The organism is Lapillicoccus sp. (assembly GCF_036559105.1).
GTDB lineage: Bacteria > Actinomycetota > Actinomycetes > Actinomycetales > Dermatophilaceae > Lapillicoccus.
This window is the reverse complement of record NZ_DATBTV010000122.1, coordinates 21,098-47,659: the sequence shown is the minus strand read 5'-3', so window position 1 is coordinate 47,659 and position 26,562 is coordinate 21,098. Positions and strand designations below refer to the sequence as shown.

At 68.7% G+C, this 26,562-nt stretch carries 26 protein-coding genes and 1 pseudogene; 16 read left to right on the top strand and 11 right to left on the bottom strand.

The window, feature by feature from the left end; all coding sequences use genetic code 11:
• Positions 1–37 precede the first annotated feature (37 nt).
• Complete coding sequence (locus tag VIG79_RS15285; RefSeq protein WP_331887196.1) at positions 38–1,741, top strand: SulP family inorganic anion transporter; 1,704 nt, start codon at positions 38–40, stop codon at positions 1,739–1,741.
• On the opposite strand, the pseudogene VIG79_RS19885 reads toward VIG79_RS15285, so the two are convergent.
• Positions 1,731–2,083: pseudogene (locus tag VIG79_RS19885) on the bottom strand (M24 family metallopeptidase). The gene VIG79_RS15285 and the pseudogene VIG79_RS19885 overlap by 11 nt on opposite strands.
• An 89-nt stretch (positions 2,084–2,172) precedes the next feature.
• On the opposite strand from VIG79_RS19885, the gene VIG79_RS15275 reads away from it, so the two are divergent.
• Positions 2,173–2,310: a hypothetical protein gene (locus tag VIG79_RS15275; protein WP_331887192.1), complete on the top strand. Its 138-nt coding sequence runs from the start codon at positions 2,173–2,175 to the stop codon at positions 2,308–2,310.
• A gap of 171 nt (positions 2,311–2,481) precedes the next feature.
• On the opposite strand, the gene VIG79_RS15270 is transcribed toward VIG79_RS15275, so the two are convergent.
• From VIG79_RS15270 to VIG79_RS15255, 4 genes are all read right to left on the bottom strand, one after another.
• The gene (locus tag VIG79_RS15270; RefSeq protein WP_331887190.1) at positions 2,482–4,014 is read right to left on the bottom strand and encodes an MFS transporter; all 1,533 of its coding nucleotides are present in this window, start codon (positions 4,012–4,014) and stop codon (positions 2,482–2,484) included.
• Entirely contained in the window at positions 4,011–4,244 is a 234-nt protein-coding gene (locus VIG79_RS15265; protein WP_331887188.1) for a hypothetical protein, read from the bottom strand. The genes VIG79_RS15270 and VIG79_RS15265 overlap by 4 nt, the downstream gene beginning before the upstream one ends.
• 693 nt (positions 4,245–4,937) lie before the next feature.
• Entirely contained in the window at positions 4,938–5,156 is a 219-nt protein-coding gene (locus VIG79_RS15260) for a hypothetical protein (protein ID WP_331887186.1), read from the bottom strand.
• Between the two features lie 183 nt (positions 5,157–5,339).
• On the bottom strand, positions 5,340–5,537 hold the full coding sequence (locus tag VIG79_RS15255) for a hypothetical protein (protein WP_331887184.1): 198 nt from the start codon (positions 5,535–5,537) through the stop codon (positions 5,340–5,342).
• 436 nt (positions 5,538–5,973) lie between these two features.
• Between VIG79_RS15255 and VIG79_RS15250 the strand changes: the two genes are divergently transcribed.
• The 4 genes from VIG79_RS15250 to VIG79_RS15235 all read left to right on the top strand — a co-directional run bounded on the left by VIG79_RS15250 (position 5,974) and on the right by VIG79_RS15235 (position 11,836).
• Positions 5,974–8,346: a LuxR C-terminal-related transcriptional regulator gene (locus tag VIG79_RS15250; RefSeq protein ID WP_331887182.1), complete on the top strand. Its 2,373-nt coding sequence runs from the start codon at positions 5,974–5,976 to the stop codon at positions 8,344–8,346.
• A gap of 237 nt (positions 8,347–8,583) precedes the next feature.
• A complete protein-coding gene (locus VIG79_RS15245; RefSeq protein ID WP_331887180.1) occupies positions 8,584–8,958 on the top strand; it encodes a hypothetical protein in 375 nt (124 codons plus the stop codon).
• 37 nt (positions 8,959–8,995) lie between these two features.
• Positions 8,996–10,435, top strand: a complete 1,440-nt coding sequence (locus tag VIG79_RS15240; protein WP_331887178.1) for an anaerobic C4-dicarboxylate transporter family protein — start codon at positions 8,996–8,998, stop codon at positions 10,433–10,435.
• Between the two features lie 48 nt (positions 10,436–10,483).
• On the top strand, positions 10,484–11,836 hold the full coding sequence (locus VIG79_RS15235) for a M20/M25/M40 family metallo-hydrolase (RefSeq protein ID WP_331887176.1): 1,353 nt from the start codon (positions 10,484–10,486) through the stop codon (positions 11,834–11,836).
• Positions 11,837–11,868: 32 nt separating this feature from the next.
• Here the strand turns inward: VIG79_RS15235 and VIG79_RS15230 are convergent, their stop codons facing one another.
• On the bottom strand, positions 11,869–13,857 hold the full coding sequence (locus VIG79_RS15230) for an alpha/beta-hydrolase family protein (RefSeq protein WP_331887174.1): 1,989 nt from the start codon (positions 13,855–13,857) through the stop codon (positions 11,869–11,871).
• Positions 13,858–14,032: 175 nt separating this feature from the next.
• Between VIG79_RS15230 and VIG79_RS15225 the strand changes: the two genes are divergently transcribed.
• The 3 genes from VIG79_RS15225 to VIG79_RS15215 all read left to right on the top strand — a co-directional run bounded on the left by VIG79_RS15225 (position 14,033) and on the right by VIG79_RS15215 (position 17,585).
• Entirely contained in the window at positions 14,033–15,247 is a 1,215-nt protein-coding gene (locus VIG79_RS15225; RefSeq protein WP_331887172.1) for an alpha/beta hydrolase, read from the top strand.
• A 231-nt stretch (positions 15,248–15,478) separates the two neighbouring features.
• Positions 15,479–15,721, top strand: coding sequence for a hypothetical protein (locus VIG79_RS15220; protein WP_331887170.1), 243 nt, complete (start codon positions 15,479–15,481; stop codon positions 15,719–15,721).
• A gap of 88 nt (positions 15,722–15,809) precedes the next feature.
• A complete protein-coding gene (locus VIG79_RS15215) occupies positions 15,810–17,585 on the top strand; it encodes a glycoside hydrolase family 15 protein (RefSeq protein ID WP_331887168.1) in 1,776 nt (591 codons plus the stop codon).
• A 58-nt stretch (positions 17,586–17,643) separates the two neighbouring features.
• Here the strand turns inward: VIG79_RS15215 and VIG79_RS15210 are convergent, their stop codons facing one another.
• Positions 17,644–18,612 (bottom strand): DUF6069 family protein, encoded by a 969-nt coding sequence (locus VIG79_RS15210; protein WP_331887166.1) that lies wholly within the window; start codon positions 18,610–18,612, stop codon positions 17,644–17,646.
• A gap of 13 nt (positions 18,613–18,625) precedes the next feature.
• Between VIG79_RS15210 and VIG79_RS15205 the strand changes: the two genes are divergently transcribed.
• Entirely contained in the window at positions 18,626–19,978 is a 1,353-nt protein-coding gene (locus tag VIG79_RS15205) for a threonine/serine ThrE exporter family protein (RefSeq protein WP_331887164.1), read from the top strand.
• Between the two features lie 66 nt (positions 19,979–20,044).
• Here the strand turns inward: VIG79_RS15205 and VIG79_RS15200 are convergent, their stop codons facing one another.
• Both VIG79_RS15200 and VIG79_RS15195 read right to left on the bottom strand, forming a co-directional pair.
• Positions 20,045–20,446, bottom strand: a complete 402-nt coding sequence (locus VIG79_RS15200; protein ID WP_331887162.1) for an SHOCT domain-containing protein — start codon at positions 20,444–20,446, stop codon at positions 20,045–20,047.
• A gap of 141 nt (positions 20,447–20,587) precedes the next feature.
• Positions 20,588–22,129, bottom strand: coding sequence for an MFS transporter (locus tag VIG79_RS15195; protein WP_414672642.1), 1,542 nt, complete (start codon positions 22,127–22,129; stop codon positions 20,588–20,590).
• A gap of 324 nt (positions 22,130–22,453) precedes the next feature.
• On the opposite strand from VIG79_RS15195, the gene VIG79_RS15190 reads away from it, so the two are divergent.
• The 4 genes from VIG79_RS15190 (at position 22,454) to VIG79_RS15180 (ending at position 24,021) form a co-directional block, all read left to right on the top strand.
• Positions 22,454–22,894, top strand: a complete 441-nt coding sequence (locus VIG79_RS15190; protein ID WP_331887158.1) for a DUF6325 family protein — start codon at positions 22,454–22,456, stop codon at positions 22,892–22,894.
• A 75-nt stretch (positions 22,895–22,969) separates the two neighbouring features.
• A complete protein-coding gene (locus tag VIG79_RS15185; RefSeq protein ID WP_331887156.1) occupies positions 22,970–23,245 on the top strand; it encodes an SHOCT domain-containing protein in 276 nt (91 codons plus the stop codon).
• A 42-nt stretch (positions 23,246–23,287) separates the two neighbouring features.
• Positions 23,288–23,563 (top strand): SHOCT domain-containing protein, encoded by a 276-nt coding sequence (locus tag VIG79_RS19880; RefSeq protein WP_414672641.1) that lies wholly within the window; start codon positions 23,288–23,290, stop codon positions 23,561–23,563.
• An 8-nt stretch (positions 23,564–23,571) separates the two neighbouring features.
• Positions 23,572–24,021, top strand: coding sequence for a hypothetical protein (locus VIG79_RS15180; RefSeq protein ID WP_331887154.1), 450 nt, complete (start codon positions 23,572–23,574; stop codon positions 24,019–24,021).
• A 49-nt stretch (positions 24,022–24,070) separates the two neighbouring features.
• On the opposite strand, the gene VIG79_RS15175 is transcribed toward VIG79_RS15180, so the two are convergent.
• Positions 24,071–24,550: a hypothetical protein gene (locus VIG79_RS15175; protein ID WP_331887152.1), complete on the bottom strand. Its 480-nt coding sequence runs from the start codon at positions 24,548–24,550 to the stop codon at positions 24,071–24,073.
• Positions 24,551–24,575: 25 nt separating this feature from the next.
• Here VIG79_RS15175 and VIG79_RS15170 point away from each other — a divergent pair, with 25 nt between their 5' ends.
• Together VIG79_RS15170 and VIG79_RS15165 are read left to right on the top strand one after the other, a co-directional pair.
• Positions 24,576–25,172 (top strand): hypothetical protein, encoded by a 597-nt coding sequence (locus VIG79_RS15170; RefSeq protein ID WP_331887150.1) that lies wholly within the window; start codon positions 24,576–24,578, stop codon positions 25,170–25,172.
• Positions 25,173–25,307: 135 nt separating this feature from the next.
• The gene (locus VIG79_RS15165) at positions 25,308–25,721 is read left to right on the top strand and encodes a DUF7144 family membrane protein (protein ID WP_331887148.1); all 414 of its coding nucleotides are present in this window, start codon (positions 25,308–25,310) and stop codon (positions 25,719–25,721) included.
• Between the two features lie 15 nt (positions 25,722–25,736).
• On the opposite strand, the gene VIG79_RS15160 is transcribed toward VIG79_RS15165, so the two are convergent.
• On the bottom strand, positions 25,737–26,561 hold the full coding sequence (locus VIG79_RS15160) for a hypothetical protein (RefSeq protein ID WP_331887146.1): 825 nt from the start codon (positions 26,559–26,561) through the stop codon (positions 25,737–25,739).
• Position 26,562: the final 1 nt, after the last annotated feature.

The window sequence follows — 26,562 nt, the reverse complement described above, 5'->3', positions numbered from 1 at the left end:
GAGGACCGACCATGCGACGTGACGTTCGGCGACCGCGATGAGCACCGTGACGTCGGAGGAGGCGCCTGGACGGCTCGTCCGACTGCTACCCATCGTCGGCTGGCTGAGGACGTACGACCGGAGCTGGCTTCGCGGTGACCTGATCGCCGGCGTGACGGTCGCGGCGCTCATCGTTCCGAAGAACCTGGGGTATGCCGGCATCGCGGGGATCCCCCTGCAGAACGGTCTCTACGCCGCCGCCGCCGCCGCCATCCTCTACGCCATCTTCGGCACGTGTCGGCAGATCTCCATGGGCCCCAGCTCTGGCCTGGCCGCCGTGGCCGCCAGCGCCGTCGCCACCGCCGGGCTCACCGACCCCGGCGACATCGCCACGTTCGTAGCGGGGATCACCCTCATCTCCGGGTTGCTGTTCCTGCTTCTCGCCGTGCTGCGGATGGGGTGGATCGCCCAGTTCCTCTCCCGGGCCGTCGTGACGGGATTCCTGTTCGGGGCCGCGATCGACGTGGTGATCGGTGAGCTGCCCAAGATCACCGGCACCGACACCTCCGGATCCAACTCGTTCCAGGAGCTGGTCTCGTGGTTCGGGACGCTCGGCGACGTCCACCCCACGACGCTCGTCGTCGGCGTCGTGTCGCTCGTCGTGGTGTTCGGGATAAGGACGGTCGCGCCTCGGGTTCCAGGAGCGCTCGTCCTCGTCGTCGGTGGGCTCCTCGCGTCGTACCTGTTCGACTTCGGCGCTCGTGGCGTCTCCCTCGTCGGCGACGTCCCGAGCGGGCTCCCCACCTTCGGCATCCCCAGCCCGTCCCTGATGCTGGAGCACGCCGACACGGTCGCCGTCGCCGCGGTCGCGCTGATGCTGATCGGCTTCTCCCAGACCGCCGGCGACGCACGGGCCTTCGCGGCCAAGCACCGCTACCAGATCGACGTCAACCAGGAGTCCGTGGCCCAGTCGGCCGCCAACATCGGCTCGGGCGTCCTGCACGGCATGCCCGTCTCGACCAGCCTGTCGGCCAGCTCGCTCAACGACCACTCAGGGGCGAAGACCGGACTGGCATCGATCACCTCCGGAGTCACCGTCCTGCTGACCCTGCTGTTCCTCGCACCCCTGTTCTCACAGCTGCCCAAGCCGGTTCTCGGTGCGCTGATCATCGAGGCCGTCGTGATGGGCATGATGAACCTCCCGGAGATGCGGAGGATCTACCGCGTCCAGAAGTTCGACTTCTGGGTGGCCATCGCCGCCATCATCGGCACGCTGGCGTTCGGCGTGCTCGCGGGCGTCATCATCGGAATCGGGCTGTCGCTGCTGTGGCTCGTGGCCGTCGCCACCCATCCGCGGATGGCCGTCCTGGGACGGGAGCCCGGCACCCAGGTCTTCCGCGACGTCGTCGAGAACCCGGACGATGAGCAGATCCCCGGCGTCGTGATCCTGCGGCTCGACGGGGGGCTGTTCTTCGCCACGGCGGACGCCCTCGGTGACAGGGTCCGCACGCTGGTCCAGTCCCCCGACCTCAGGTGTGTGGTGCTCGACTGCGAGGGAATCAACTTCTTGGACTCTCAGGGGTCGGCATCGATCGACGATCTTCTCGAAATGTGCGATCAGGCGGACGTGACCCTTCGGCTCGCTCGGGTCAAGCCGGCGGTGCGCGCCACCCTGGAGCGGGAAGGGACGATCGAGCGGCTGGGCTCCGAGCATGTTCACGGCAACGTGCACCGTGCGGTGGAGGCCCAGCTCAACGCGTGACCCACGGTCCGGCGGTGCGCGGCTGGCTGACGACCTGCATCTCGTGCGGTGTCTGGTTGAGCCGGCGTCCACTGCCGTCGGGCAGGACCGTGACGATGTCCTCGATACGAATGCCGAACTGACCCGGAACGTAGATGCTCGGTTCGACCGAGAAGCACATCCCAGGCCGGACCGGTAGCGTCTCACCCTCCACCATGTACGGCGGTTCGTGGGTAGTGATCCCGATGCCGTGCCCGGTCCGGTGGACTCACGCTCCTCGTCGGTGGCCTCACCCACGTGGACGGTTCGTGTCGTGTCCGACCCGTACCCGTACTTCGGCCCTCCGAAGCCGAGCACGACCATGTCGCCGTCCTCGATGACCCGTTCGCCGATCTCGTGATGCGGTTCGCCCCGTGGGGGCCCGACCCCACCACCGTGAAGTCCAGCGGTGAATGTCCGAACTGCCGCAGCAGCCCGGCCAGATCCGCGGCGACCTCGGTCCGGCGGCCGGCGAACCGCACCTGGAGAATCTGCTCGTATGCCCGGTCGGCCGCTGCCGCGGCCGCCGCCAGCCGCTCGGGTCCCGGTGACGGGGATCAGCAACATGGCGACCGGCGCACCCGGTCAGGTACATCAGGTCCGGGCCCCGGGGTCAGCAGTAACGCCGCGAGTCCCGCTTCCCCGGCTACCTGCGCCGCTCGTGCCCGCCGCGCAGCGAAGTCCGCGACGCTGAAGGGACCGGCCCCGTCGACACGGCGTCCTCAGCCACGGGGCCTGCCTCCGTCGCGCGGTCCGCGATCCGTTGACGCAGCGTCCTGCGTCGGTGTTGCCGACGTCACCATCGTGTGCGCGACCGCGGCGGCCGAGGCGGCGGCGTCGGCCAACGTGCCCTCTGGCGGGCGGTAGCGTCCCATGATCACGGCCATGAGGACACCGGCCGCGCTGAAGACCGCCATCACCCAGGAGGCCGTTCCGAGTCCGGCTGACAACGCCTCCGACGGCGACCCTCCGGCGGCGGTCTTCGAGACCGTCACGGAGCTGTAGATCGACGCGGCGAGCGCTGTCGCCACGGCGGCGCCGACGTACCTCGCCATGTTCGAGACCCCCGATGCCTCGCCGACCTGGTTGGACGAGACGGAGGCGGTGGCCGCGGAGGACGCCGGTCCGTTCGACAGTCCCATCCCGACCGCGACGGCGATCAGCGGAAGCACGAAGGCCCCGTACCTCCAGTCGCTCTGACTGATCCCGATCACGACGAAGCCCACGGCGGTGATGGCGAACCCGGCGGCGACCACCTGCCGACCACCGAACTTCTTCGCCAACCGCGGGACGAGAGGAGCGACGATGACGAGTCCGACCGTGGCCGGGAGGGTGGCCAGCCCGGCCTGCAGCGGCGAGAAGCCCAGAGCCACCGGGTCCTGGAAGTAGAGGCTCAACAGGTACATGAGGGCGTTGATGGTGCCGGCGCCGATGAGGATCGCCATGGTGGACCCGACGAGAACGCGGTTGCGCAGCAGCGCGAGGTCGAGCAACGGGACGGCGACCCGTCGTTCGACCGCAACGAAGGCCACGCCGGCAACCACAGCTCCGACGAGACAGCCCAGCGTGGCCACCGACGTCCAGCCCCACGTACTGCCCTGGCTCAGAGCGAGGATGAACGGGGCGAGGGTGAGGGCGACCAGGACGGTTCCGGCGTAGTCGATGGACCGCGGCCGGTTGGGGTCGCGCGACTCGGTCACCGTGCGGGCGGTGATGGCGATGCACACGACAGCCACCACGGCATCGATCCAGAACAGTCCCTGCCAGCCGGTCAGACCAACGAGGAGACCGCCCACCAGGGGTCCAGCGGCGGCACCGACCGCCGCAGCGGCACCCCACAGCGAGACCGCGCGAAGCTGAGCCTCCCCCTTGTTCGCGACGGAGAGCAGGCTCAGACCGCAGGCGAGGATGGTCGAACCGGCGGCGCCCTGGATCATGCGACCGGCGATCACCATGCCTCCGGTCGTCGACAGCGCGATGAGCACGCACGACGCGACGAACAGGAGCAGTCCCAGCTGGAAGATCCGGCGGCGACCGAAGACGTCACCCAGTGAACCTGCGGTGATGATCACCGCCGCACCCACCAGGGAGTAGCCGGTGACCGCCCACTGCAGCGTCGTCACTGACATACCGGTGTCCTCGCTGATCGCCGGCAGCAGGATGCTGACCGCGGAGGTGTTGGCGTTCACGACCAGGGTGGAGAGGCAGGTGGCGGCGAGCACGCCTCCGGCTCGGGTGGTAGGTGTTGCCGTCACGGGCGCACCGCCCCCGCATACCGTTGCAGGAAGAGGGCTTCGGCCAAGGCCATGGTGGCGATCTCCGTCGGGTCGACGCTCTCGTTGGGCGCATGGATCAGACAGAGTGGTTCCTCGACGTCCATCAGCATGATCTCGGCCTGGGGAAAGGTTTCGGCGAAGACGTTGCACAGTGGGATGGAGCCGCCGTGCCCCTGGACGACCGGGTCCACACCGTACGCGTCGCGCATCGCGCTCCTCATCGGCTCGTGGTGGCCGGTACCGCGCCTTCGGCCGTGGAGTCCAGGGCTGACATCCTTGCCTCCTTCGACGTTTCCGAACCAACGGCCGGCTGGACCCGCCGATCCCGGCTCTGCCGCAAGGTGAGCTGGGCTCCCGGGGCGCGCGGACGATTTACCGTGACATCCGCGCACCGACGCAAACTCACCCGTTGCGCATGAGATGAACAGCCCCGGCGCGAGGCATCAGTGCTATGCGCTAGGGGGCCGCCGGCATCGAACATGGTCTGCGCGGTACAGGGTGTTGCCGTGCTTGCCCAAAGCCCGCGCACCGGGTTGACCGTCCGGCGGTGAAGTGACGCCCGCCTCAGTGCCGTCGGTCTGTCCTCGTCACGGCGGCGCCGGCTCGTCGCCGACGTCAACGACGTCGACGAGACCAACCCCGGGGGTCCTAGTGGGTTATGGAGAGGCTCGCCGCCAGCCTGGAGGTTGCGGGGCGGGAGAATGGTCACTCCACCACGCAACCTCGAGCTGTGGTCACCGCAACGGTTTGCGCCCACTGACGCGCGATTCGCGAGAAGGCCCGGTGATCGAAGCAGAGTCGGCAGTCACGGCAGGAGCGTCGGCGGTGCGTACCCCTGCACTACGTCCCCACGCTGCAGCGGACCGCCGGCACCAGCGAGCAATATCGGTGGTGGACCTCGCTCACCAGGTTGTCGGTGTCGGCAAGGTGGGTCCAGAGCCTGGATCATCCTGCTGGTGCGAGCAGACGGCCAGGATGTCGTGGTCCGGCAGGCCGAGGAAGCCCAGGCACCGGTCCTCGAGGGCGAGCTGGCACTCGACGAGCCGTGCGCAGGTACGGCGGACCACGACGTACGCGAGCTGCGGGGCTGGAAGGGTGCGGCGGGGGGACAGGGCTGCCATCGCGACGTACCTCAGCCGCCAAGCCGGCTTCGAGCGGGCTGTCGCCGACGTCACGATGGCCTAGCGGCCAAGAACCCGCCAGACCATGCGCCACTCGAGCGGGCCGCGGCGGCGGGAGCGGTGACCGTCAGGGCAGGGCCTGAGTGAGTCCAGGTGGCCTGGAAGCCCCTCCTGCCAACCCGGTCAGACCCGTCGAATGTCGACGAGCTCCAAGCCCAGGGCCTCAATGCGCTCGATCAGACCGTGCAAGGCCGCTTGGTCCAGTTCCCCGGACAGCACGGTCGCCGGGGGTTCAACCTCGACGGCAACGTCGGCAAATGCCTGTCGGGCGGCTGGGCCGACCTCTCCGAGCACCCGCACCTCATACACCAGTTTGGCCATGTCGACTCCGCTCTGTACGTGTAGGTAGCATGGTCCGTCGCAACCGTCACTGCGTCACCCGAGCAAGATGAGGCGTGGCGGTGCTGCCAGAAGGGGCCGGTTTTCCCTAGCCTCTTTCCATCGGACTACCTTGAATGTGCTCGCGTCATACGCTTCGAGGCCAACGAGTGACGGGTGACGACGAGTGGCGCAAGTGGCTTGGGCCCTGGGGCAGGTCAAGGTGGTACCTCCCCAGCTTCGGGTCAGGGAGGTCGAGCGGCCCCGCCTGTTGGCGATGCTGGACCGGGCGATTGAGCGTCCGGTGACGGTGATCTGCGCTGGTCCAGGTTCCGGGAAGACGGTGCTGGTCAGTCAGTGGATCCGGGCGCGCTCGCATCGGGTGGTGTGGCTGTCGCTGGACCCTGGGGATGATCGGGACTCGAGGTTCTGGACGCTGGTGCAGTTTGCGCTGCAGCAGCACGTCCCGGTTGCCGACGCGGTTTCTCCGGACCCTGGTTGGTCGCTGGCTGAGCATGCTGCGGATCAGCTGGCTGAGGCGGCCGGCGAGGCCGATGATGTCCTGGTTCTGGTCCTGGACAACGTCCATTTCCTGAGTGACCCGGAGGTGATCGCGAGCCTGGACGCGGTGTTGCGGCATCCACCGCCAAATCTGCGGGTGGTGATGACCGCTCGCAGTGACCCGATCATGCCCCTGCATCGGTATCGGCTTCAGGGGAACTTGTCGGAGATTCGGGCGGCCGAGCTGGCGATGACCATGCCGGAGGTGGGGCAGCTGCTTGCCGTGCACGACATCCGCCTTTCGGCCGAACAGGTCGAGCTGTTGGCTGAGCGAACCGAGGGATGGGTTGCGGGGCTCTGCCTGTCGGCGTTGCAGATGGAGGAAAGCTCAGACCCGCAGCGCTTGGTCACGGACCTGGCCATGGACCGGGGCAGCATCGGGGAGTACCTGATGGAGGAGGTGATCTCTGCTCAGCCGCACGCGGTCCAGGAGGTCCTCGTCCGCTCCAGTATCTGCGACCCCGTATCGGGTCCGCTGGCGGACGCCATCTGTGAGAGCGAGTTGTCGGGTTCCGCGCTGGCCGAGCTGGCGAGCACGAACGGTTTTGTGATCCCCCTGGACCATCAGGGCCGTCAGTTCCGCTACCACCCGTTGCTGCGGGAGGTGCTGCGGCACCTCCTGAACGGTAAGCCGGCGGCCGTTCAGCGCCGCGGCCAGGAGAACGCCGCCCGCTGGCACGCCGCCGACGGGAACCTCGTTGAGGCGTTGCAGCACTCGGTTGTCGCGCAGGACTGGGAGTTCTGTGCGGAGCTGCTGGCCCGCGGCGCGGCCGAGGTGCTGTTTCTGCGAGCGACCGGCCGCCCGGTCAGCGGGATCGGGCGGTTCGCCGACGCGACGCCCGATCCCGGTCACGACATCGGCCGGGACTGGGGGGTTGGGGTCCTCGCAGCGCAGGCCGCCGTGTCGGTGGCGCTCGGACGGTACGACCGTGCCCGAGGGCTGCTCGACCGTCTGGAGCGCTGCCATCTCGACCAGGGATCAGCCGTTCTGCACGCCTTCGCGAGCGTGTTGGTGGCTCGCCAGGACGGGGACGCCCAGCGCATGGATGAGGCGGCCAGCATCCTGGTCGACCACGACGGGCAAGGCGCCTTCGGGACGTTCGCCCTGTACGAGAAGGGGTCCCTGCACCTGTGGCAAGGCTCGGACACGGTTGCGGAGTCGCTGCTGCAGCAAGCCCTGAAGCAGGCGACCGCCGAGTCCCTCCACGCGATTGCCCTGCGGTGCGTAGGACGCCTGGCCATTGCGCACTGCACGGCCGGAAAGGTGACGTTGGCCGCCGAGTTCCTGAACCAGGGAGCCGCGCTGCTGCAGGCATATCCCTGGATCCCGGAGGAGTTCCGCGTCGCCTACCACCTCGGCGGGGCCGAGGCTGCCCTGATGCACGGAGACCTGGACCTGTACTCCAGGTTCCTGCGCCTGGTCGACGCCGCCTTGGCACCGGATACGGATCCGGCCCTGTCCTACCTGCAGGCGCTGATCCGGGCCACGGCTTACCAGAGCGCCGGCCGCTACGTCGAGGCCCGAGACGTCCTCCTGAACAACACCGGCAGCGAGCTTCCCGACACCTGGGTGTTGAGGATCCGCGCCGACATCCTGCTCCTGGAGCTTCAGGCACAGATGGGTAAGCCCCAGAAGAGCATCGAGCGGCTCGAGTCGCTGGCCCGGGTCAACGAGTCGACCAGCAGCCGAGGACTGCTCGGCGTCGCCCGCGCCCAGTACGCCGCCCGCGACATCGACGCCGCCAGCCAGGTGGTCCGCCGCATCGTCACCTCCCACCACGCACCACCGGTCCCGGTCCTGATCGAAGCGCTACTCCTCACCGCCGAGATCGCCACCGCCCAGGGCCACGAGACCGCCGCCGTCGAGGCGGCCACCACCGCCGTCCAGCTCGCCGCGACCGAGCAGATAGTCCTCCCGTTCATCCCCGCCGGCCCGCGCCTCCACGCGCTCCTGCACCGCCACCCCGCCCTGATCAACCTCTGGCCGGCACCCCTGGACGACGCCCCTGAACACTGGGCCCGTGACCTGCTCGCGGACCGCGAGAACAAGCAGCTGGCCGAGAACCTCACCGAGCGCGAAGTCTCCATCCTCAACTGGCTGACTACCACCATGACGATGGCGGAGATCGCCGCCGAGCTGTACGTCTCCACCAACACCGTCAAAACCCACGTCGCCGCCGTCTACCGCAAGCTCGAAGCCACCAACCGCCGAGAAGCCATCGTCCGCGGCCGCCAGCTCCACCTCATCTAACGCATACCGGGCCTCGAAGGCCTGCCGAGGGCCCGTCAGGTCATCTCACCCCCGAGGTATGACGTGGTCGAGGCGAGGACCCGCCAACGTTGTCATGACGGTGCCGTCCGAACTGGCCGGTGACCCCGAGTCCTCGGGCCGGGCTTGCACCGATTGCAGGGAGGTGCGGTGGACAGGATTGAGCCAGTGAGGACGGTCGGCCGACGCGTTGGACGTCGCCTGGTCGGGGCCGCAGTGATGACGGCCATGGTTCTCGGCATCGCCTCGTGCGGTGGGCAACAGGAGCAACGGTCCGCACAGAACCTCTGCGGCCGTTACCAGGAGCTGGTCGCCAGCGTCGACGAGGTCAAGGCGGCCGCGACCGGCACGCCGACCGCGGACGCCATCCGCCGGAGGTCCGAGGTCGCGCTGGCCAGACTTGATGAGTTGCAGGCCGTGTCGGAGGGGCGGTTCGACACCCTGATCTCGACCCTGCGAGCCGCGATCAACGACGTCAAGCAGTCAGCGGCCAACGCCGGCGCGGCAGCCGCGCAGGCGCGTGTGGAAACTCTTCAGCAGGTCGCCGAGAGCGTGGCCCCGCTGAAGCAGCGGCTTGACGTCCAGTGCAGTTGACCGGTTGAGCGCCTGGGTCTGAGGAAGGGACACGGATATGAGCGTTAGCTTCGTCCTCGAGGCACTGGTGGTCCTGGCGGCCATCATCATGGGAACCCGGGCCGGCGGCGTCGGCGTCGGGTTGTGGGGTGGCCTCGGCACGTTCGTGCTGGTCTTCGTCTTCGGTGAGGCGCCCGGGGAGCCGCCCGCTGCGGCGGTAGCCATCATCCTGGGCGTGGTCACGGCCGCCTCGATGATGCAGGCCGCCGGGGGGATCGACTGGATGGTGGCCATGGCCGCGCGGGTGATCGAGGCTCACCCGAAACAGATCACCGTCATCGCACCCCTGACCGCCTTCGCCTTCTGTGTCGGCTCAGGGACGGGCAACATCATCTACCCGTTGCTGCCGGTCATCTACGACGTCTCGTACAAGAACCACATCCGGCCGGCGCGGCCGCTGACGCTGACGGTGGTGCAGTCAGGGATGGCTCTCGCCGCATCCCCGGTGTCCGCCGCGATGGCCGCCATGCTGACGCTGACCGAGGTGGCGCCCTACAACCTCGGACTGACCCAGATCCTGGCGATCACCCTGCCGGCCTGCATCATCGGCATCGTCGTGACCGCGCTCGTGGTCAACCGCATGTGGAAGGACCTCGACGACGACCCGGACGTCCAGGAGCGCATCGCTTCTGGGGTGCTCGCCGCTCCTGAAGCCCGGCAGGATGCGGTTCCCGTCGGCGCCTCCTCAGGCAGCGCAGGGACGTCCGACACCCCGGCCGTGCCCGAGACCGGGTCGGCTCCCCCGGCCGAGCCGGCATCCAACGCCTCCGCGCTCACGTACACCAAGGAGGGCCGCAACTCGGCGTTGGTCTTCCTTCTCGGAGTGGTCGCCATCGTGGTTCTCGGCCTCTTCCCCAACCTTCGCCCGTCCTTCGAGGTCGAAGGCGAGGTGGTGTCGATCGACATGACGACCACCATCGTCCTGGTCATGTTCGTCGTCGGAACCATCATCCTGTTCGTCGGCCGCCCCGACGTGAAGACCGTTCCGGACCAGTCGGTGTTCAAGGCCGGCATGATCTCGGCCATCGCGCTGTTCGGGATCGCTTGGCTGACGGCTACGTTCATCGCCGCCCACGAGGACTACATCATCGAGACGGTCGGTGCCTGGGTGACGGACTGGCGGTTCCTCTTCGCGCTCGCCGTCTTCATCGTGGCGGCGCTCACCACCAGCCAGTCGACGGCCACCCGGACGATCGTCCCCATCGGCTTGGCCGCCGGTCTGCCCGCCGGGATCGTGACCGGTATGTGGGCCGGAGCACTCGGCGGCGTCTACACCCTGCCGGCCAACGGCACTCAGATCGCCGCCGCCAACTTCGACCTCTCGGGAACGACGAAGCTGGGCACCAAGCTGGTCGACCACAGCTTCTTCATCCCGATGCTGATCATGTCGGTCGTCACGATCGCCGTCGGAGCGTTGATCGGCGGCGTGTTCTTCTGACGCCTCACCTCCCACCCCTGCACACCTAAACCAGGAACGGATCCCGCGATGGATGTCGATGAGATCGTCAGGAAAGCCTCCGACGCGATGCCCGAGCTCGTTCGCGACCTCGGGCACCTTGTCGCCATCCCTTCCATCGCGTTCCCCGGCTACCCCGCAGAGCCGGTCGAGCGGATGGGACAGGTGACCCTGGACCTGTTCCAGAAAGCCGGCTTCCGCGACGCCCGACTCATGGAGGTCCCCAGCGGTTATCCCCCGATCTACGCCGAGCTGCCGGGACCGGAGGGCTCGCCCGTCGTCGTCCTCTACGCGCACTATGACGTGCAGCCGGCCCCGCCCGAGCAGGGGTGGAGCTCGGACCCGTGGACCCCCACCCGCAAGGCCGACGGGCGCATCTACGGACGCGGTGCCGCCGACGACATCAGCGGTCTCATCGCTCACCTCGGGACGATGCGCGTCTTCGACGGGCAGCCGCCCTGCACCGTCAAGCTGATCCTCGAGGGAATGGAGGAGACGGAGAGCAACCTGGAGGCGTTCGTCGAGGCCCATCCTGAGCTGTTCTCCTGCGACCTGTTCATCGTCTGCGACATGGGCAACCTCCGCGTCGGCGACCCCGTTTTCACCACCGCACTTCGAGGCGACGTCGCCTGCATCGTCAAGGTGAGCACGCTCCAGCATCCCTTGCACTCAGGGATCTTCGGAGGCCCCACGCCCGACGCGATGATGGCCCTCGCGCGACTGCTGGCGACGCTCCACGACGAGACGGGAGACGTGGCCGTCGAGGGGGTCACGACCGGCTCGTGGGCCGGCGAGCAGTTCAGCGAGGAAAACCTGCGCGCCAGTGCCGACGTCCTCGACGGGGTCATGCTCACCGGAAGCGGTGAGGTGGGGGACCGCCTGTGGGCCCATCCCTCGATCAACGCCATCGGCGTCGACATGATGAACATCGCCGGGTCGTCGAACGTCCTTATCCCGGAGGCCAGCGCCAAGATCTCGATGCGGATCGTCCCGGGCGCGGATCCCGTGAAGGAGCTGGACGCGCTCGTCACCCACCTGGAGACCCACGCACCGTGGGGAGCCAAGGTGGAGGTCACCCGAACCAAGGAGGCGCCCCCGTTCCGCTGTTCGACCGACGGACCGGGCTACGCCGCGGCTCGTTGGGCGTTGGAGCAGGCCTTCGGCAAGCCGGTGGGAGAGGCGGGGTCGGGCGGCTCGATACCGCTGCTGCGCACCCTCCAGCAGGCGGCGCCCAACGCCGAGTTCATCCTCTGGGGCGCGGAGGACACCGCCCTGTCCCGGATCCACGCGTCCGACGAGAGTGTGGACCCGGGCGAGATCGAGCGGCTGGTCGTGGCTCAGGCACTGCTGCTGCAGCGGCTCACCGAGACGCCGTCAGCCTGAGCCGAAGCCTGACCCTCCGGTAGGCGACGAGGCTAGGAGCCTTCCGGAGGGACCGCCGGCGTCGGTCCCTCGAAGAGCCGTTCGCGGGCTTCCTCCCGGAGGGCAAGGGCGCGCTCCACCCGGGCGAGCTGGTCCTCCGTCGCGCCCAGCCCGTAGACCTCGTTCACGAAGCGGGTCAGGTCCGGGCGGTAGTCATGCCGAGAGGCCTGGTAGACCCCGGGGGTCTGCGCGTTCTTCATGTCGATCAGCAGCTGGAAGAAGGTCGTGATCGGACGCCAGCGCATGCTGGGTGGGAGTCCCCGCGGGCTGTACGGCGGAACCTCGACGATCGGAGACCTCGGCCCCTTCAGCCAGGCGGGCTGCCGCAGCAGCAGATCCGTCCCGAACTTGGTGACGCCGTCGTTGTCGTGGCTCACCATCACGTACCGAAGGAGTCGGCGGCGCTCCACCGGCATCGCCTCGATCTGGCCGATGTCGTTCACGACGGCGACGAGCTCGTCGTCGGTGTCGGCGCGACCCCCGCGGACAACCTCGTGCATCCAGCCGCTCGAGTACGGAGTGCCCACCCAGAGGGCCCGTTCGATCCCGAGTGCTCGGAGCCCGAGCGTTCCCCAGTGGAGGAAGACGTCCTGGCTGGTGTGGGCGCCCAGGCTCTCCCCGAAGAGCACCACCTTCGGGCGTCGCTCGTTCGGCAGGTCCCGCATCCGCTCGGCGATCATGGACCACAGCAGCCGGTTCTGCTCACGGGCGTCATCGATCATGCCCAGCGACAACGGCGAGGGACGCTTGGAGTACTGGAGCGTCACCGTGGCGACGTCGCCGCGGGTCAGGTACTGGGCCGCGGCTACGGCGCAGTAGTTGACGTACCCCGTCCCGGTCGGGGACGTAAGCATGATGAGCGAGCGGTCCCACGCCGAGGTCCGGTCCATCTCGGCCAGGGCCAGCTCCGCGCGAGCCCTCGGGGTCGGTGCGTTGTCGAGGCCCACGTAGACCTGCACGGGTTCCGCGACCGCCGACATCCCCGTGACCGTGGGAATGGACAGGTCCGGCACACCGGCTGGTCGCTGGGCCAACGGCCGAGGGTGAACCGCCGTGAGTGCATGTCTCCGGCCCTCACGCCCCATGCCCTCCCAGCGAACGAGACTGGCGTCACTCCCGCTGCAGGTCGTCATGACCAACGAGCTGTCGTCACCTCCCTCGAAGACGGCCGCGTCGCTGGTCGTAGCCCTCTCGATCCGCTGCATCGCCTGTCCCCACAGGACCGACGTGACGCCTCCGACGACGGAGAGAACCACCGCGTGGCCCGACAGTCGCCAGGTGAGCGGCGAGCCTGGCAGCCGCGACGCCAAGGCTCCTCCGAGGGTCGAGGCCAGTCGCTCCTCGCCGATGGCGAGCGCGGCCACGGCGCCGGTAACCCCCAGGCCGGCACCCATCGAGCCCAGGGCCACCATCGCTCCCGGTGTCGGCGAGACCGGCCCATCGTCCTCGACACCCCGTCGCCGCTGCCACTCGATCACCGCTGCCGCGAGGGCGCCGAGCGGGATGGCGAGCGGAAACCGCGACAGCCGGCCGTCAAGGCCGAGTCGGCGGTCGATGCTTGCCGCGGCCCAGTCGCCCCCGATGACCAGGACTCCCGCCAGGCCGGTGACAGCGCTGCGCCACGCGCTCTGGCGAAGAAGGCTTCGCAGGGCGCGCTCGTCCTCGCGTATCGGGAGGGCGCGGGACAGGCCAAGCCCCAACGGGACCGCGGCCGCGTTGACGACGAGAAGCGCTGGTCGCACCTCGGTGCGACCGCTCGCCGACGTCCACGCCGAGACCACAGAGGTGAGCGCATCCTGTGTAGCGACCGTGGCGGCATACGAGAGTGCCGTCACGACGCCGGTCACCACCGCCTGGTCAGCCAACGACCGCGGGCCGAGGGAGCGCACGAACGTCTGCGGCGCCGCGGCGGACGCCACGAGCAGGGCGGTCTGCTCGGAATGCCGGCCCAGCACTGCGCTGGCCGTCTCGCCGATGGTCACGGCCTCCTGACCGGCCCAGCTCGATGCGAGCGGCGGGGGCCCCGACCTCACACGGCGTGGGCTCCATCCGGCCATCTTCGCGCCTCCCGGCTAGCGATCCGCAGTGTCCTCGTAAGCCAACGCTGTCCCTGGCCAGTGTCGAGCCGGGATGGTGCCGTCGCCTCATTCCCGGGGGGTGACCCGTGCGACCCGACACAGCCAGGACGGCGTGGTCGGCCACGACAAGCTGGTGCTGAGCGACGTGGCTCCCCCTCCCGTGTGGACGATGCACATGACGGCGGGTGGGGTCATCGTTGACGGTATGGGTCCGACCAGCGTCCCGCGTCTCCGCGTCCTTTCTCACCGACGGCATCTGGGCACCCGGCGCCGGGTCGGCCGGCCGTCGGGGCCACTCGCCGAGCACTGGACCACCGTGGGCGGCGTCGAGGTGTTCTACCGCGAGTCGATCCCGTCACCCGACGCGCAGGTGATGATGCACCTACACGGCTTCGGCCTCTCCGGGCGCTACCTGGTGCCGACGGCCGAGCGCCTCGCCGGAGAGTTCCACACCCTGGTCCCCGACCTCCCCGGGTTCGGTCGGAGCGGCCGCTCCCTCCACCCGCTCGACGTCCCCGACCTCGCCGCCGCCGCGGTCGCCTTCCTGGACGACCGGGAGCTCAAGTCGGCCACGCTCGTTGGCAACTCGATGGGCTGCCCCGTCATCTGCGAGTTCGCCCGCCAGAACCCGGACCGGATCGACCGCGCCATCCTCGTCTCGCCGGCCGGAGGACTGCACAACCAACCACTGCAGCGCGCGATCTCCCAGCTGGCCCGCGACGGGGTCCGTGAGCCGACCGCGCTGATGTCGGTCGCGGTCCCCGACTATCTGCGCTTCGGCGTTCCGAGCACCCTGCGCCTGTTCCGCGCACTGACTCAGTTCCCTGCCCTGGAGCGGCTGCTCCAGCTCGAGGTCCCGACCTTGGTGGTCGTCGGCGACCGTGACCCCCTGATGCCCTCGCCGGCACGGATCAGGGAGATCGCCAACCAGTACGACGCGTTGGCGGCGTTGGTCGTCATCGAGGGTGCCGCCCATGCCATAAATTTCAGCCACCCCGGCGAGCTCGCCAACGTCATCCGGCTCTTCATGGCCGACGAACCCATCGTGGACGACGAGAACTCTCCGGGCCGAGCCCGCGCCTACGAGTTCCACCGGGGCGCCCGTCTACCTCACCGTGACGCCCAGGACCGTGGTCCGTCAGTGGAGAAGGGTCTTCAGGAGCAGCATGAAGGCGCCGGCGGAGCCCGCGAGCAGGCCCTCCAGGCCGAGGGGCCACCCCCGCAACCCGATGCGATACCCGGCGACGAGGCCGACCCCGGTGAGGAACAGGATCGTCGCCCAGAGTCCGGCTGAGACGGCCCTGCTGAACTCGGCACCGAACGCCAGAGCGATGGCGAAGACGAGAAGCGCGGGGAACCCGCCGAAGAGAATGGTGCTGTCGTGGCGGATAGCCTTGAACAGGAGGCCGAACAGTCGTTTGCGCTGACTCAGAGTGCCGCTGAGCGCGTGGGCGTAGGCGTGGGTGAGCCAGTAGATCGCCAACACCCCCATTGCCGTGATCACCAGTCGGGTGTCGCTGGACCCATGGCTGGCCACGACAAGGATGGCGCCGACGACAACCGCCCCCTCGATGAGCTCGGAGGTGTTCCGCAGGAATGCCGGCACCCTCTCGGGAGGACGCTGTTCCTCACTGTGGACCTGCGCATCCCCGGCCTCATCGTCAACCACTCCGCAAGTATCCCCGCCTCCGCGGGACGTGGTGCAGGCATGAGCGTGACCTTCCGGGCCGCCGAGCAGGAGATCACCCGCCTCACCCGTGGAGAATGAGGCCGGGCCATTTCGGCGCATGACAGGGTCGCCGGAGAGGGCACTGACCCTCCGTGTGCTGCCGCGAGGCCCGGAGAGGACTGCGACGATGTTGATCGAGGACTACGGGCTGGTGGGAGACCTCCGGGCCGCAGCTCTGGTCAGTCGCAACGGTTCGGTCGACTGGCTGTGCCTCCCCCGCTTCGACTCCCCCTCGTGCTTCTCCGCACTGCTGGGCGACGAGCGCCATGGACGTTGGCTGGTTGCGCCCGCGGACGAGGTGCTCACGACCACGCGTCGGTATCGGCCGGACACGCTCATCCTCGACACCGAGTTCGAGACGGCCGACGGTGCCGTCCGGGTCACCGACTTCATGCCGCCACGGGGTGAGGGCCCGCCCCGCTTCATGCGCATCGTCGAAGGCCTGCGGGGCCGCGTCCCGATGCGGCTGGAGCTCGCCCTGCGACCCGACTACGGATCGATCACGCCATGGACCGAGCTGGTCCCTGACGGCGTGATGGCCACCGCGGGCGCCGACGCCTTCCGGCTCAGCACACCTCGGTCCCTCGCCGTGGACAACGGCACGGCCACCGCGGAGTTCGACGCGATCGAGGGAGCACGCGAACGCTTCACCCTGACATGGCATCCCGCCCATCGAGAGACGCCACCGGTCGAGGACGCCGACTCGGCGCTGGCCCGCACCGAGACCTGGTGGCGGGACTGGACCAGTCGTGGGCGGTACGAAGGCGCCTACCGCGCCGAGGTGATGAGGTCACTCATCGTGCTCAAAGCGATGACGTACGAGACGACGGGCGCACTGGTCGCGGCACCCACCACCTCGCTTCCGGAGGACATCGGCGGTGTGCGCAACTGGGACTACCGCTACTGCTGGTTGCGCGACTCCGTCCTCGCCCTCCAGGCGCTGATCGCGGCCGAGTACGTCGACGAAGCCATGGCCTTCCGCGACTTCCTCCTGCACACTGCCACCGGAGACCCGTCGAAGCTGCAGATCATGTATGCCATCGCCGGGGAGCGCAGGCTGACGGAGTTCGAGCTCCCGGACTTGCCCGGGTACGAAGGGTCCCGGCCCGTCCGGGTCGGCAACGCCGCATCCGAACAGTTCCAGCTGGATGTCTACGGCGAGGTCCTGAATGTGGCTTACCTCGGCGTCCAGCTGCGCGGCCGCATCGAGCTCAGGCTGTGGCCGCGATGGCGCAACGCCATCGAGTACGTCGAGACCATCTGGCGCGAGCCGGACGACGGCATCTGGGAGAGCCGGGGGCCGCGGCGTCACTACACCTACTCGAAGGTCATGGCGTGGGTGGTGTTCGACCGAGCCGTGCGGCTGGCCGAGGAGTTCGACCTCGAGTCGCCCCTGGAACGCTGGAGGCTCACCCGCGACGAGATCCACCAGGAGATCTGCGAACGGGGGTACGACCCCGAGCGCCAGACCTTCACGCAGTACTACGGCTCCAGCGAGCTGGATGCCAGTGTCCTGAACATCCCGCTCGTCGGCTTCCTACCCGGCAGCGACGAGCGCGTCACGGGCACCATCGACGCCATAGTCCGCGAGCTGGGGCGCGACGGCTTCGTCTCCCGATACTCCACCAGCGCCACCGACGACGGCCTGACGGGAGATGAAGGGCAGTTCCTGGCCTGCTCGTTCTGGCTCGTGAGTGCGTTGGCGGCCAACGGCCGGACCCCGGAAGCCAGGGTCCTGTTCGAGCGTCTCCTGGGGCTGGCGAACGACCTTGGGCTGCTGGCCGAGGAGTACGACGTGCGACGCCAACGACAGGTGGGGAACTTTCCTCAAGCCTTCAGCCACCTCACGCTCGTCCTGGCGGCACAGGCGATCACCAACGAAGAGGCTCGCGCGGGGACGTGAATGTCGAGGTGCTCCGGAGGGAACGGCAATGCGCATACCGGCTTCTGACGTAGAGGCGTCACCGTCCGGTGCGGATGACCGTCCGGGACAGCACGCCGGTCAGCAGACTGCCGATGGCGATTCCCACCACCATGTTGATCACCGCGGTGCTGACCTTCGAGGCCGTGCTGGCCTCAGCCGCGAAGGGCACGACCATCGCGGCCACGGTAGCGAGCCCGACGATCCAGCCGAAGAACAGCCGTGGACGCGGCGTGGTGGCCGTGAGGAGATGGGCTATGCCGGTCGCCACGAGGGCGGCCACGAAGGCGGTCACCGCGTAGTTGACGGCGAGGGAGCCGGTGAGGGTCAACAGGAGCGGGTGCTGCACCAGCTTGACGTCAAGGACCGAGTTGAAGAGCAGGACGCCGATGAGGGCCACCAGGGCAGCGACGCAGGCGGTGGCGGCGCCCCCCGCCCACAAGCGACGGCTGTCGATGACCGTCCCGTAGCCTCCTGCGGGACGCGGAGCTCCTGAGGTCGACATGGTGGACCCTCTCCCCTCTTCGCGACGACTCCGCTCACCGAGCGAGCAACCGGTCGTCTCGGCCATGACGAGCAGTCGGGTGACGGACGGGACCACCTGCGGGATCCTCGGCCATCCTAGGCGCCCGCGGGGCTCCACGCGGGTGCATCTGCCGCGCGTCGCGGCGGTGCTGTGGGCCGCAGCCGTGCTGGTCGTCGTGGGGTTGTGGCCGGCCCTGGCCGCGGAAGGGACCGCGACCCGCTTCGCCGCCGATACCGCCCCCGTCGCAGCCACGCCCGGGAGCTCGCCCACCCCGGCAGCGGAGACGTCCGTCACGCCCGCGACGACGTCGGTCACCACGTCCTCTACGAGTGCGACGTCGGTCCCCACGTCGGTCTCCACGTCGGTCTCCCCATCATCGACCAGCTCGTCCCCGACCAGTCGCGCTCCGAGCCCGACATCCTCGGCCAGCAGCCCTCCCGAGACACGGCCGCCCACTCCCCCAGCCAGCTCAACGAGCGCCATCCCCCTCAGCTCCGTGGTGGTCGCCCTGGCCGTCCTCGCGGTCGCGAGCATCGTCGTTTTGCGCATCGCGCGGCCGACGACCGACACCGGCCGGCCTGACGAGGGAGCCGCTGGGACCCCCGTCGGACCCGACGCCGACGTCCTCGTGGCGATGGCGGTGACGGGCGAGGCCCTCATCGACTCCGGGTTCGATGTGACGGAGGTCCAGGCCGACCTGGACAAGATGGGACGCGCCTACGGGGTGCCGAACGCCGAGATCGTCGTTCTCCCGACAGCGGTCCTCGTCTCGGCCCGCGCCGGCGGCCAGCTGAGGACCGGCGTGGTCTCGAGCGGGCGCGTCCGGCTCCGCCTCCACCAGACCGAAGAGCTGGTCGATGTCGTCCGCGGCGCTCAGGCCGGCGCCGTGGATCCGCGACGCGTGTACGACCGGATTGTGGCGATCCGGGCGCAGGCACCCCCCTTCGGCCCCAGCCTGCAGCTCGTCGGTCATGTCCTGACGACGGTCGGGCTCGCCGTCATCCTCGGCGCATCGTGGCTCGGGTTGGCGGTCTCCGCATGCCTGGGCGCTCTCGCGGGCGTCCTTCTGCTCCTGGGCAAACGGATTCCCTCGCGGTTCGAGGCCCTGATGAACGTGGCGACGTCGTTCGCGGTGGCGCTTGTGGTGCTCCTGCTCGTCCGCCTCGGCGTTCAGCTCGACGTCCTCCCCTGCCTCGTCGCTCCTCTGGTGATCCTGCTACCCGGTGCGTTGCTGACGACGTCAGTGATCGAGCTCGTGACCGGACAGATGATCTCGGGTGCCGGACGGCTGGCGGCCGGGGCCGCTCAGCTGGTGCTCCTCGGCGTGGGCATCCTCGCCGCCGCGGCCCTGGTCGGGGTTCCGGCCATCGACGTGACCGCTGCGCCCAGTCCGCTGGGTCCCGCAGGCCCCTGGGTCGCGGTGGCCGTGTTCGGGACCGGCATCGTGCTGAACCAGTGCGCCCGACCAACGTCGCTCGGCTGGATCCTGCTCGTGCTGTACGTCGCGTATGGCGCCCAGGTCCTCGGGGGTCTGGTGTTCGGAGGGGTGCTCTCGGCGTTCGTCGGGGCTGCGGCGATGACACCGCTAGCCGCCTTCGTCGCTCGACAGAAGACCGGGCCGCCGACGATCGTCAGCTTCACACCGGCCTTCTGGCTCCTGGTTCCGGGCGCCCTCGGACTGGTGGGTGTCGCGGCGTTGCTGAACGGGGACACGTCCGGCATGTCCGTCGTGACGACCACCGTCGAGACCATGGTCGCCATCGCGGTGGGCGTCATGGTCGGACGCGCCCTCTCGCTGTTCATCGCCGACCGACCGGCATCCCCCGATGCCGCAGACCCATCCGCCTGAGCCCGCACTCAGCAGGAGTGCGCCTCAGGCGGATGGGTCACCGGTCCCCCGGCAGGCCGGCCTGGGTCAGGCCAGCGCCTTGGCCTTCAGCTGGTCGAACTCGGCCTGGGTGATGGTGCCCGAGTCCAGCAACGACTTGGCTGAGGCGATCTGGTCCGCCGCGCCGGCCCCGGCAGCAGCGGGTTCCTTGCTGGCGACCGATCGGATGTAGTCCGCCTGCGCCGCCTGCATCTTCCGTTGGGCCTCGAGCGACCGCTCCGTCATGCCGCTTCCGCGGGCGATCAGATAGATCAGCGTGCCGAGGAACGGCAGGAAGATGATGAACAAGAACCACAACGTCTTCGCGACCCCGCCGAGGTCAACGCTGCGGAACAGGTCGCCGAAGATCCACCACAGCGCCATGAAGTACGCGAGGAAGATGAAGAACTCGAACATCGCCAGCAAGAACGAACCGTTAGCGTCAAACACTCGTGTGCTCCTTTTTCAGGGGCGGCGTGGGCCGCCGAATGGGCGCACGACAACAGTGCGCCGAGGTCTCGGTCGCTCACACTCTGCGGGACAGGAGAGGGCGACGGCATCACCCGTTGCGGGTGGGACGGGTGATGCCGCTCAACCGAGATCCATCCCCTCGAGGGGGGCGGCCGGTTTGATGTCCGGAAGGCGCACCATGCGGAATGAGTTCACCAAGCCACCCAAGCCGGCCAGGAGCGGCACCAGGAGGGCCACCTGAAGGGACCGGTTCCGAGCATCGTGGTTGATGGCCAGGATCTCCTCCTCGATCTGCGGTGGCTGGCCCGTGATGCGCTTGTCGAGCTCGGTGTCGCTCATGACCTCGGCGTTGGTCTGGAGCGCGGCCGCAATCTGCTGCTGCTGCGCCGCAGGTATCACGTCGCTGGCTGCGGTCATCCGCGTGAAGCTGAACGACAACGCGGCCAGCATGATCCCGCCGGCCATCGCCAGGCCGAACGAGAGGCCGAACGACCCTGCAGCCGAGTTCACTCCGGCCGCCTCGCTGATCCGCTCCTCCTCCACCGGGGCGAGGGTGTAGTTGTTCAGCTGGGACACCAGCAGGCCGAGTCCGGCGCCCGTGACGATGAGCGGGACCACGAGAAGCCAACCGCTCTCGATGCGGGGGACGAGCGGGATGATCGACGCCGTCCCGAGGCTCGCCAGCACAAAACCGGCGCGAATGATCGCGGCCGGGCGCCGGTTGCCGGCCCGCCGACCAGCCACCATCGCCGCGGCGAACATCGTGAGCGAGAGCGGTGCCAGCGACAGGCCGGCCTGCATGGCGTTGTACTCCAGGCTCATCTGGAGGAACAGCGGCAGCGCGATCATGGCGCCGCCCAACGTGATCTGTTGGAGCATCTGACCGAGCACGCCGGTCGTGAAGTTCGGGTGGCGGAACAGGCGCGGGTCGAGGAGCGTCACCCTCTGCGCGCGCAGCTGCCGGTTGAGCCACCAGGCCAGTGAACCCAGGGCGACGGCGCCCACGGCCATGAGCAGGAGGACGAACTCACCGCCCTCCTGCCAGACCAGGATCCCGAGGACCACGCCACCCATACCCACCACCGACAGGATCGCGCCGACGATGTCGATCTTGCGGGAGCCCGTGTACGCCACATCTCGGACCAGCCGGATCTGGCTCAGCACGACCGCGATGATGACGACCTCGAGCCCGAAGCCGACCCGCCAGGACAGGAACGTGGTGACGAACCCGCCGAGGAGCGGCCCGACGGCCGCCGCGATCGCCGCGGACGCACCGACCATCGCATACGCCTGCCCCTGGGCAGCCCCGGTGAAGTTCCCGTGGATCAACGACTGCATCGCCGGCAGCAGCAGGGAGGCGCCCAGACCACCGATGATCGCCCAGAAGATGACGATCGCGGTCAGGCTCTGCGCCAAGGTCATGGCCAGCGCGCCGATCGCGTAGGCCACGAGTCCGAGCACATAGGCCCGCTTGCGACCGATCAGGTCCCCGACCTTGCTGTTGATCAGGATGAACGCGGCCGAGACCAGAGCCTCGAGCGCGATGGCGGACTGGACTCCGCTGGCCGTGGTGTCCAGGTCCCGGATGACGGCAGAGATCGACACATTCATGAGCGAGGTGTCGACGACCAGGACGAACATCGCCATGGCGAGGAGGATCATCAATCGGCGGTCGCCGGGCCTGGACGGTTCGGCACCTGCCGGTGGTGGGGCATCGTGATCGGTCAAGAGGAAGCTCCCGATGGCTGCGGATGCGGCTGGGCGCCGACCTCGAGACTGCCGGGTTCCCCTCACGGATGCCTCATGCCTACGGGGTGATGTCGTGTCGGACGAGGACGACGGTGAGACGACGGGTGGCCCGGACCGCAGGGTCGGTGCACCCTTCTCACCCCGGGCGGGTGATTCCGACCGGCCTCGACGGATGACAGCGTGGCCAGTCTCACATCGGCACACCAAGCGCCAGCGCGCAAGGTCGGAGGAGCAAGAATGACCGAGCAGGACATTGGCCCGATCGACTATCTGACTCTGGAGTTCCCGAAGGCCAAGTTGACCGGGGAGGGCCTCGCGGCCCTGATCGACCTCGTGGACCGGGGGATCATCCGGATCCTCGATCTGAGGTTCGTCAAGCGGGAGGACGACGGCTCCTTCTCGGCGATCGCGATCTCCGACTTCGACGGGGACGGCACGTTGGACCTCGCGGTCTTCGAGGGCGTCGAGTCCGGCCTCCTGGATGACGACGACCTGGGCCAGGCGGCCTCCGTCATCGCACCTGGGAGCGCCGCCGGACTCCTGGTGTACGAGAACACCTGGGCCGGTCCATTCGTGTCGGCGATGCGGCGTGCGGGAGCGGACGTCGTCGCCAGTGGACGGATCCCCGCCGAGGACGTCATCGCGTTGCTCGACGTGCTCGAGGCCGCGGACAGCTAGACCGGACCAGACCGGACCAGATCGGACAGACACCGCCGAACGGCAAGGAAACGGGTTATGGGACTGATTGGTGGAATGGCTCGGACGGCCGTCGTGGCCGGTACGGCGACCGCGGTGTCCAACCGCGTGTCGCGGCGACAGGCGAACCGGTGGTCGGCGCAGCAGGAGCCGGCGCCGCCGCCGCAGCAGCAGTATCAGGAGCCGCCGCCTCCGGCGTATGCGCCGCCGCCGCCGGCCGACGACACCCCGGACATGTTGGACCAGCTGCAGAAGCTCGGTGAGCTGCGGGCTGCAGGAGTCCTCACCGAGGCTGAGTTCGCTGCGCAGAAGGCCAAGATCCTCGCGGGATAGTCGTCCGCGCTGACGTTCGCTGTGCTCTGGCAGGGAGGGTCGATGCTGCTGGTGCCGCGACAACTGCGCCGGACGGGCATGACGGGTAACGTCCCCTACTACGGGGGGCGGTTCTCGCCGGCTCAGGCGTATGCCGCCGCGCACCCCCCCGCCGGGCGGCCACCGCAACCAGCGCCCGCTGAGGCGGGCGTTGTGGCCGCCGGAGGGGGGTCGCGTCTCAGCGGGTCAGAGCAGCTTGAGGCGCTGAACCGCCTGCTGGACTCGGGGGTGCTCACCGAGGCCGAGTACCAGGAACTCCGGGCCCGGGTCACGCGCTGATGGGACCGGTGCAGGTCCTGGTGATCGGCCTCGACCAGCCGGACTTCTCCGGCGAGGTCCTGGCCGAGCTCAGCCGGCTGCGCTCGGCCGGCATCGTCCGGCTGATCGATGTTCTCGTGGTCTCGCGAGGGGACGACGGTGCCTTCGAGACGCTGGATGAACCCACCGCGATGACGCCGAGCCGGGGCGAGCTGGCAGCGGCGGTGCTGGGGTCCGGTGAGGACGAGCGTGACTCGATGGCGTCGGACGGCCCGGAGCGGCCGCGACGCCCGACCTGGTCGCTGGCCGACTCGGTCCCCACCGGGACCACTGCGGCGGTCGCGCTCATCGAGCACACGTGGGCCACCCCCCTGCGCGAGGCCATCGACCGAGTCGGCGGTGTTCCGCTGGAGGAGACCTGGCTGGCACGGGATGACGTCCTGCTCCTCGAGCGGATGATGTCCCACGACGCACCCTGATCCGGCGTCGAGACAACGCCGGACGGTCTACCCGTGCACCGCAGAAGGGTCAGCCGCCGACGGCCTGTCGCACCTGGTCCATCATCGTCTGCTCGCCCTGGCTGACCTGCTCCGCGCCGAAGCCCATGAAGCCGCCCTCCTTGGCCGCTGCAGCGGCGGCCTGTGAGGTGGACACCAACCACCCAGCGAAGGCCTCGGCCTCCTGAGGTGTGGCCTTCGCCGCGACGATGGCCTGCACCTCACGTAGCTCACCGAGGACCTGTGTGCCAAGGGCTTCGCTGTGGCTGGGCTTGTAACCCTGCAGCGGGTTGTGGCGCTGCTGGACCATGGCCTGGACGTCGAGGGCCGCGTCAGCCAACAGCTGCTCGCGGCTGGGCGGGTTGGTCGCGGACTTGAGGGCCGCCATCGACTCCTTCGCCGTCTCGAAGGGGCCACCGGGGTCGGCCAAGGTGATCGCCAGGCCGGCCACGAACGGCGCCCGGATGATCCGGGACCATTCCTCGTCAGTGAAGTCGCTCTTCGTCGTCATTGCACGATGGTGTCATCGCTCGGCGGTGACCGCGCCCGCGGGGTCGACACACGTCAGCCCCTCCCAGACCTTCTACCCCGGGATGGGGCGCCTCTCGGAGAACTCCGTCGTCAGCATCAAGAACACGTCGTTCAGCGTGACGGCGGACGTCGACGTGCCGGAGTCGGGGGCGGATGGCGTGCTCATCGCCCAGGGTGGTCGGTTCGGCGGCTGGGCGCTGTACGCGAAGGACGAGACGGCCAAGTTCGTCTACAACGTCCTCGGCATCCACGAGTTCTCCACGGTTGCCGACGAACCGGTCCCGAGCGGTCACGTCCAGATCCGGATGGAGCTCGCGTACGACGGCGGCGGCCTGGCCAAGGGTGGTGACGTGACCTTGTTCTACGACGACCGGCCGGTCGGGAACGGCCGCGTCGAGGCGACCCAGCCCATGGTCTTCTCGGCCGATGAGACGACCGACATCGGCTACGAGTCGGGTACCACCGTCACCCCGGACTACTCGGCCCGGACCAGCCGCTTCACCGGCAAGATCCACTGGGTCCGCATCGACCTCGGCGACGACAGCCACAGCCACACCATCGACCCTGAGGAGAAGCTGCGGGTCGCCATGGCGCGTCAGTAGCGGAGCACGCCGGCTGATACCTCTCCGTCGCGTGACCGACCGGTATCGGCGACTCATCCGCGGCGGATGAGTCGCCGGTCCCGGGCCGTGCCTAACGTGGCAGAACGTCCGTCATCACGAGCGCGAGGACCAACCATGGCCGAGCAGACCACTGAGCCGTACCAGCCCGAGAGTGAGACGTGGGCGTCGGGGATCGCCCAGTTCGGCGCCGTGATCATGATCTTGGTCGGCGCCTACCAGGCGCTCACCGGTGTCGTCGCGCTGGTCAGGGGCGAGTTCTTCGTGGCCAGCCCCAACTATGTCTTCCAGCTCAACACGACGACATGGGGGTGGATCCACATCATCCTCGGAGTCGTCGTGGTTGTCGCCGGCTGCGGCGTACTCGCCCGACAGACCTGGGCGGTGGTGGTCGGAGTCGTGCTCTGCGCGATCAGCGCCGTCGGCAACTTCGCGTTCGTCCCGTACTACCCGATCTGGTCGCTGTTGATCATCGCCCTGAACGTCCTGGTGATCTGGGCCCTGCTCCGGTACCGCGCGGAGAAGTCGTAACCGGGGCGGACGCCCTCAGCGAGGCTTGCCGTCGCCGTCGCAGGGTGGGGAGACCGTGATCCCCAGTGCGGGCATCTCGGACTCGACCAGGTGGAGAGCCCGTTCCATCGCGCTTGGCTTCAGTGTCCCCACGCCGGTCCCGAACGGGTGGTTGAAGAAGTTGAGCAGGAGCAATGAGCTGACCACGACCACGGTCACGCTGGCCATGAGCAGGACCTGGGTGACTGCCCGCTCCGTGGAGTCGGCGAAGAAGAGCATGTAGGTGAACAGGACGGTGGCCAACACGTAGAGGGCGACCCACATGGGTGTGGGGATGAGGCCGGGAGCGCCGTGGATCCTCGCGTTCCGAGCCAGCTCACGCTCCTGCGTCTGGCTCATCCACGTGTCGTAGGCGGACTGCTCCGCCGCGGTCTGCGGATCCACCTGTTTCAACGTCTGGAACAGCCGACCGGCCCACGGGTTGATCTGGGCGTCCAGTGCTCCGGTCTCGAGAGCCTGCCATTCGGGACCGACCACGGTGCGTCCGTAGCACACCAGCTGACCGCCGAGCTGCGAGCGCGCCGGCTCCGCAAAGAACTGAGCGGTCTCGACCTGCTGAGCGACGAGGATCGCCTCGGTCTCCGCCCCGGACCGGGCATCGTCGAAGGCCTGGTAGCCGAGGACGATGATGAACGCCAGCAACACCGAGAAGCCCGTCGCGAGAACGCCGAACACTCCGGCGGCGCGGTCTCCGTCGCTGAAGTAGCTGCCCTCCGGCGCCCGCCGGCGGACGAGGAGCATCACTGCCGACGTCGTGGCGACGACGACGAGGACGATCAACAGTCCAAGGGCGATGTTCACG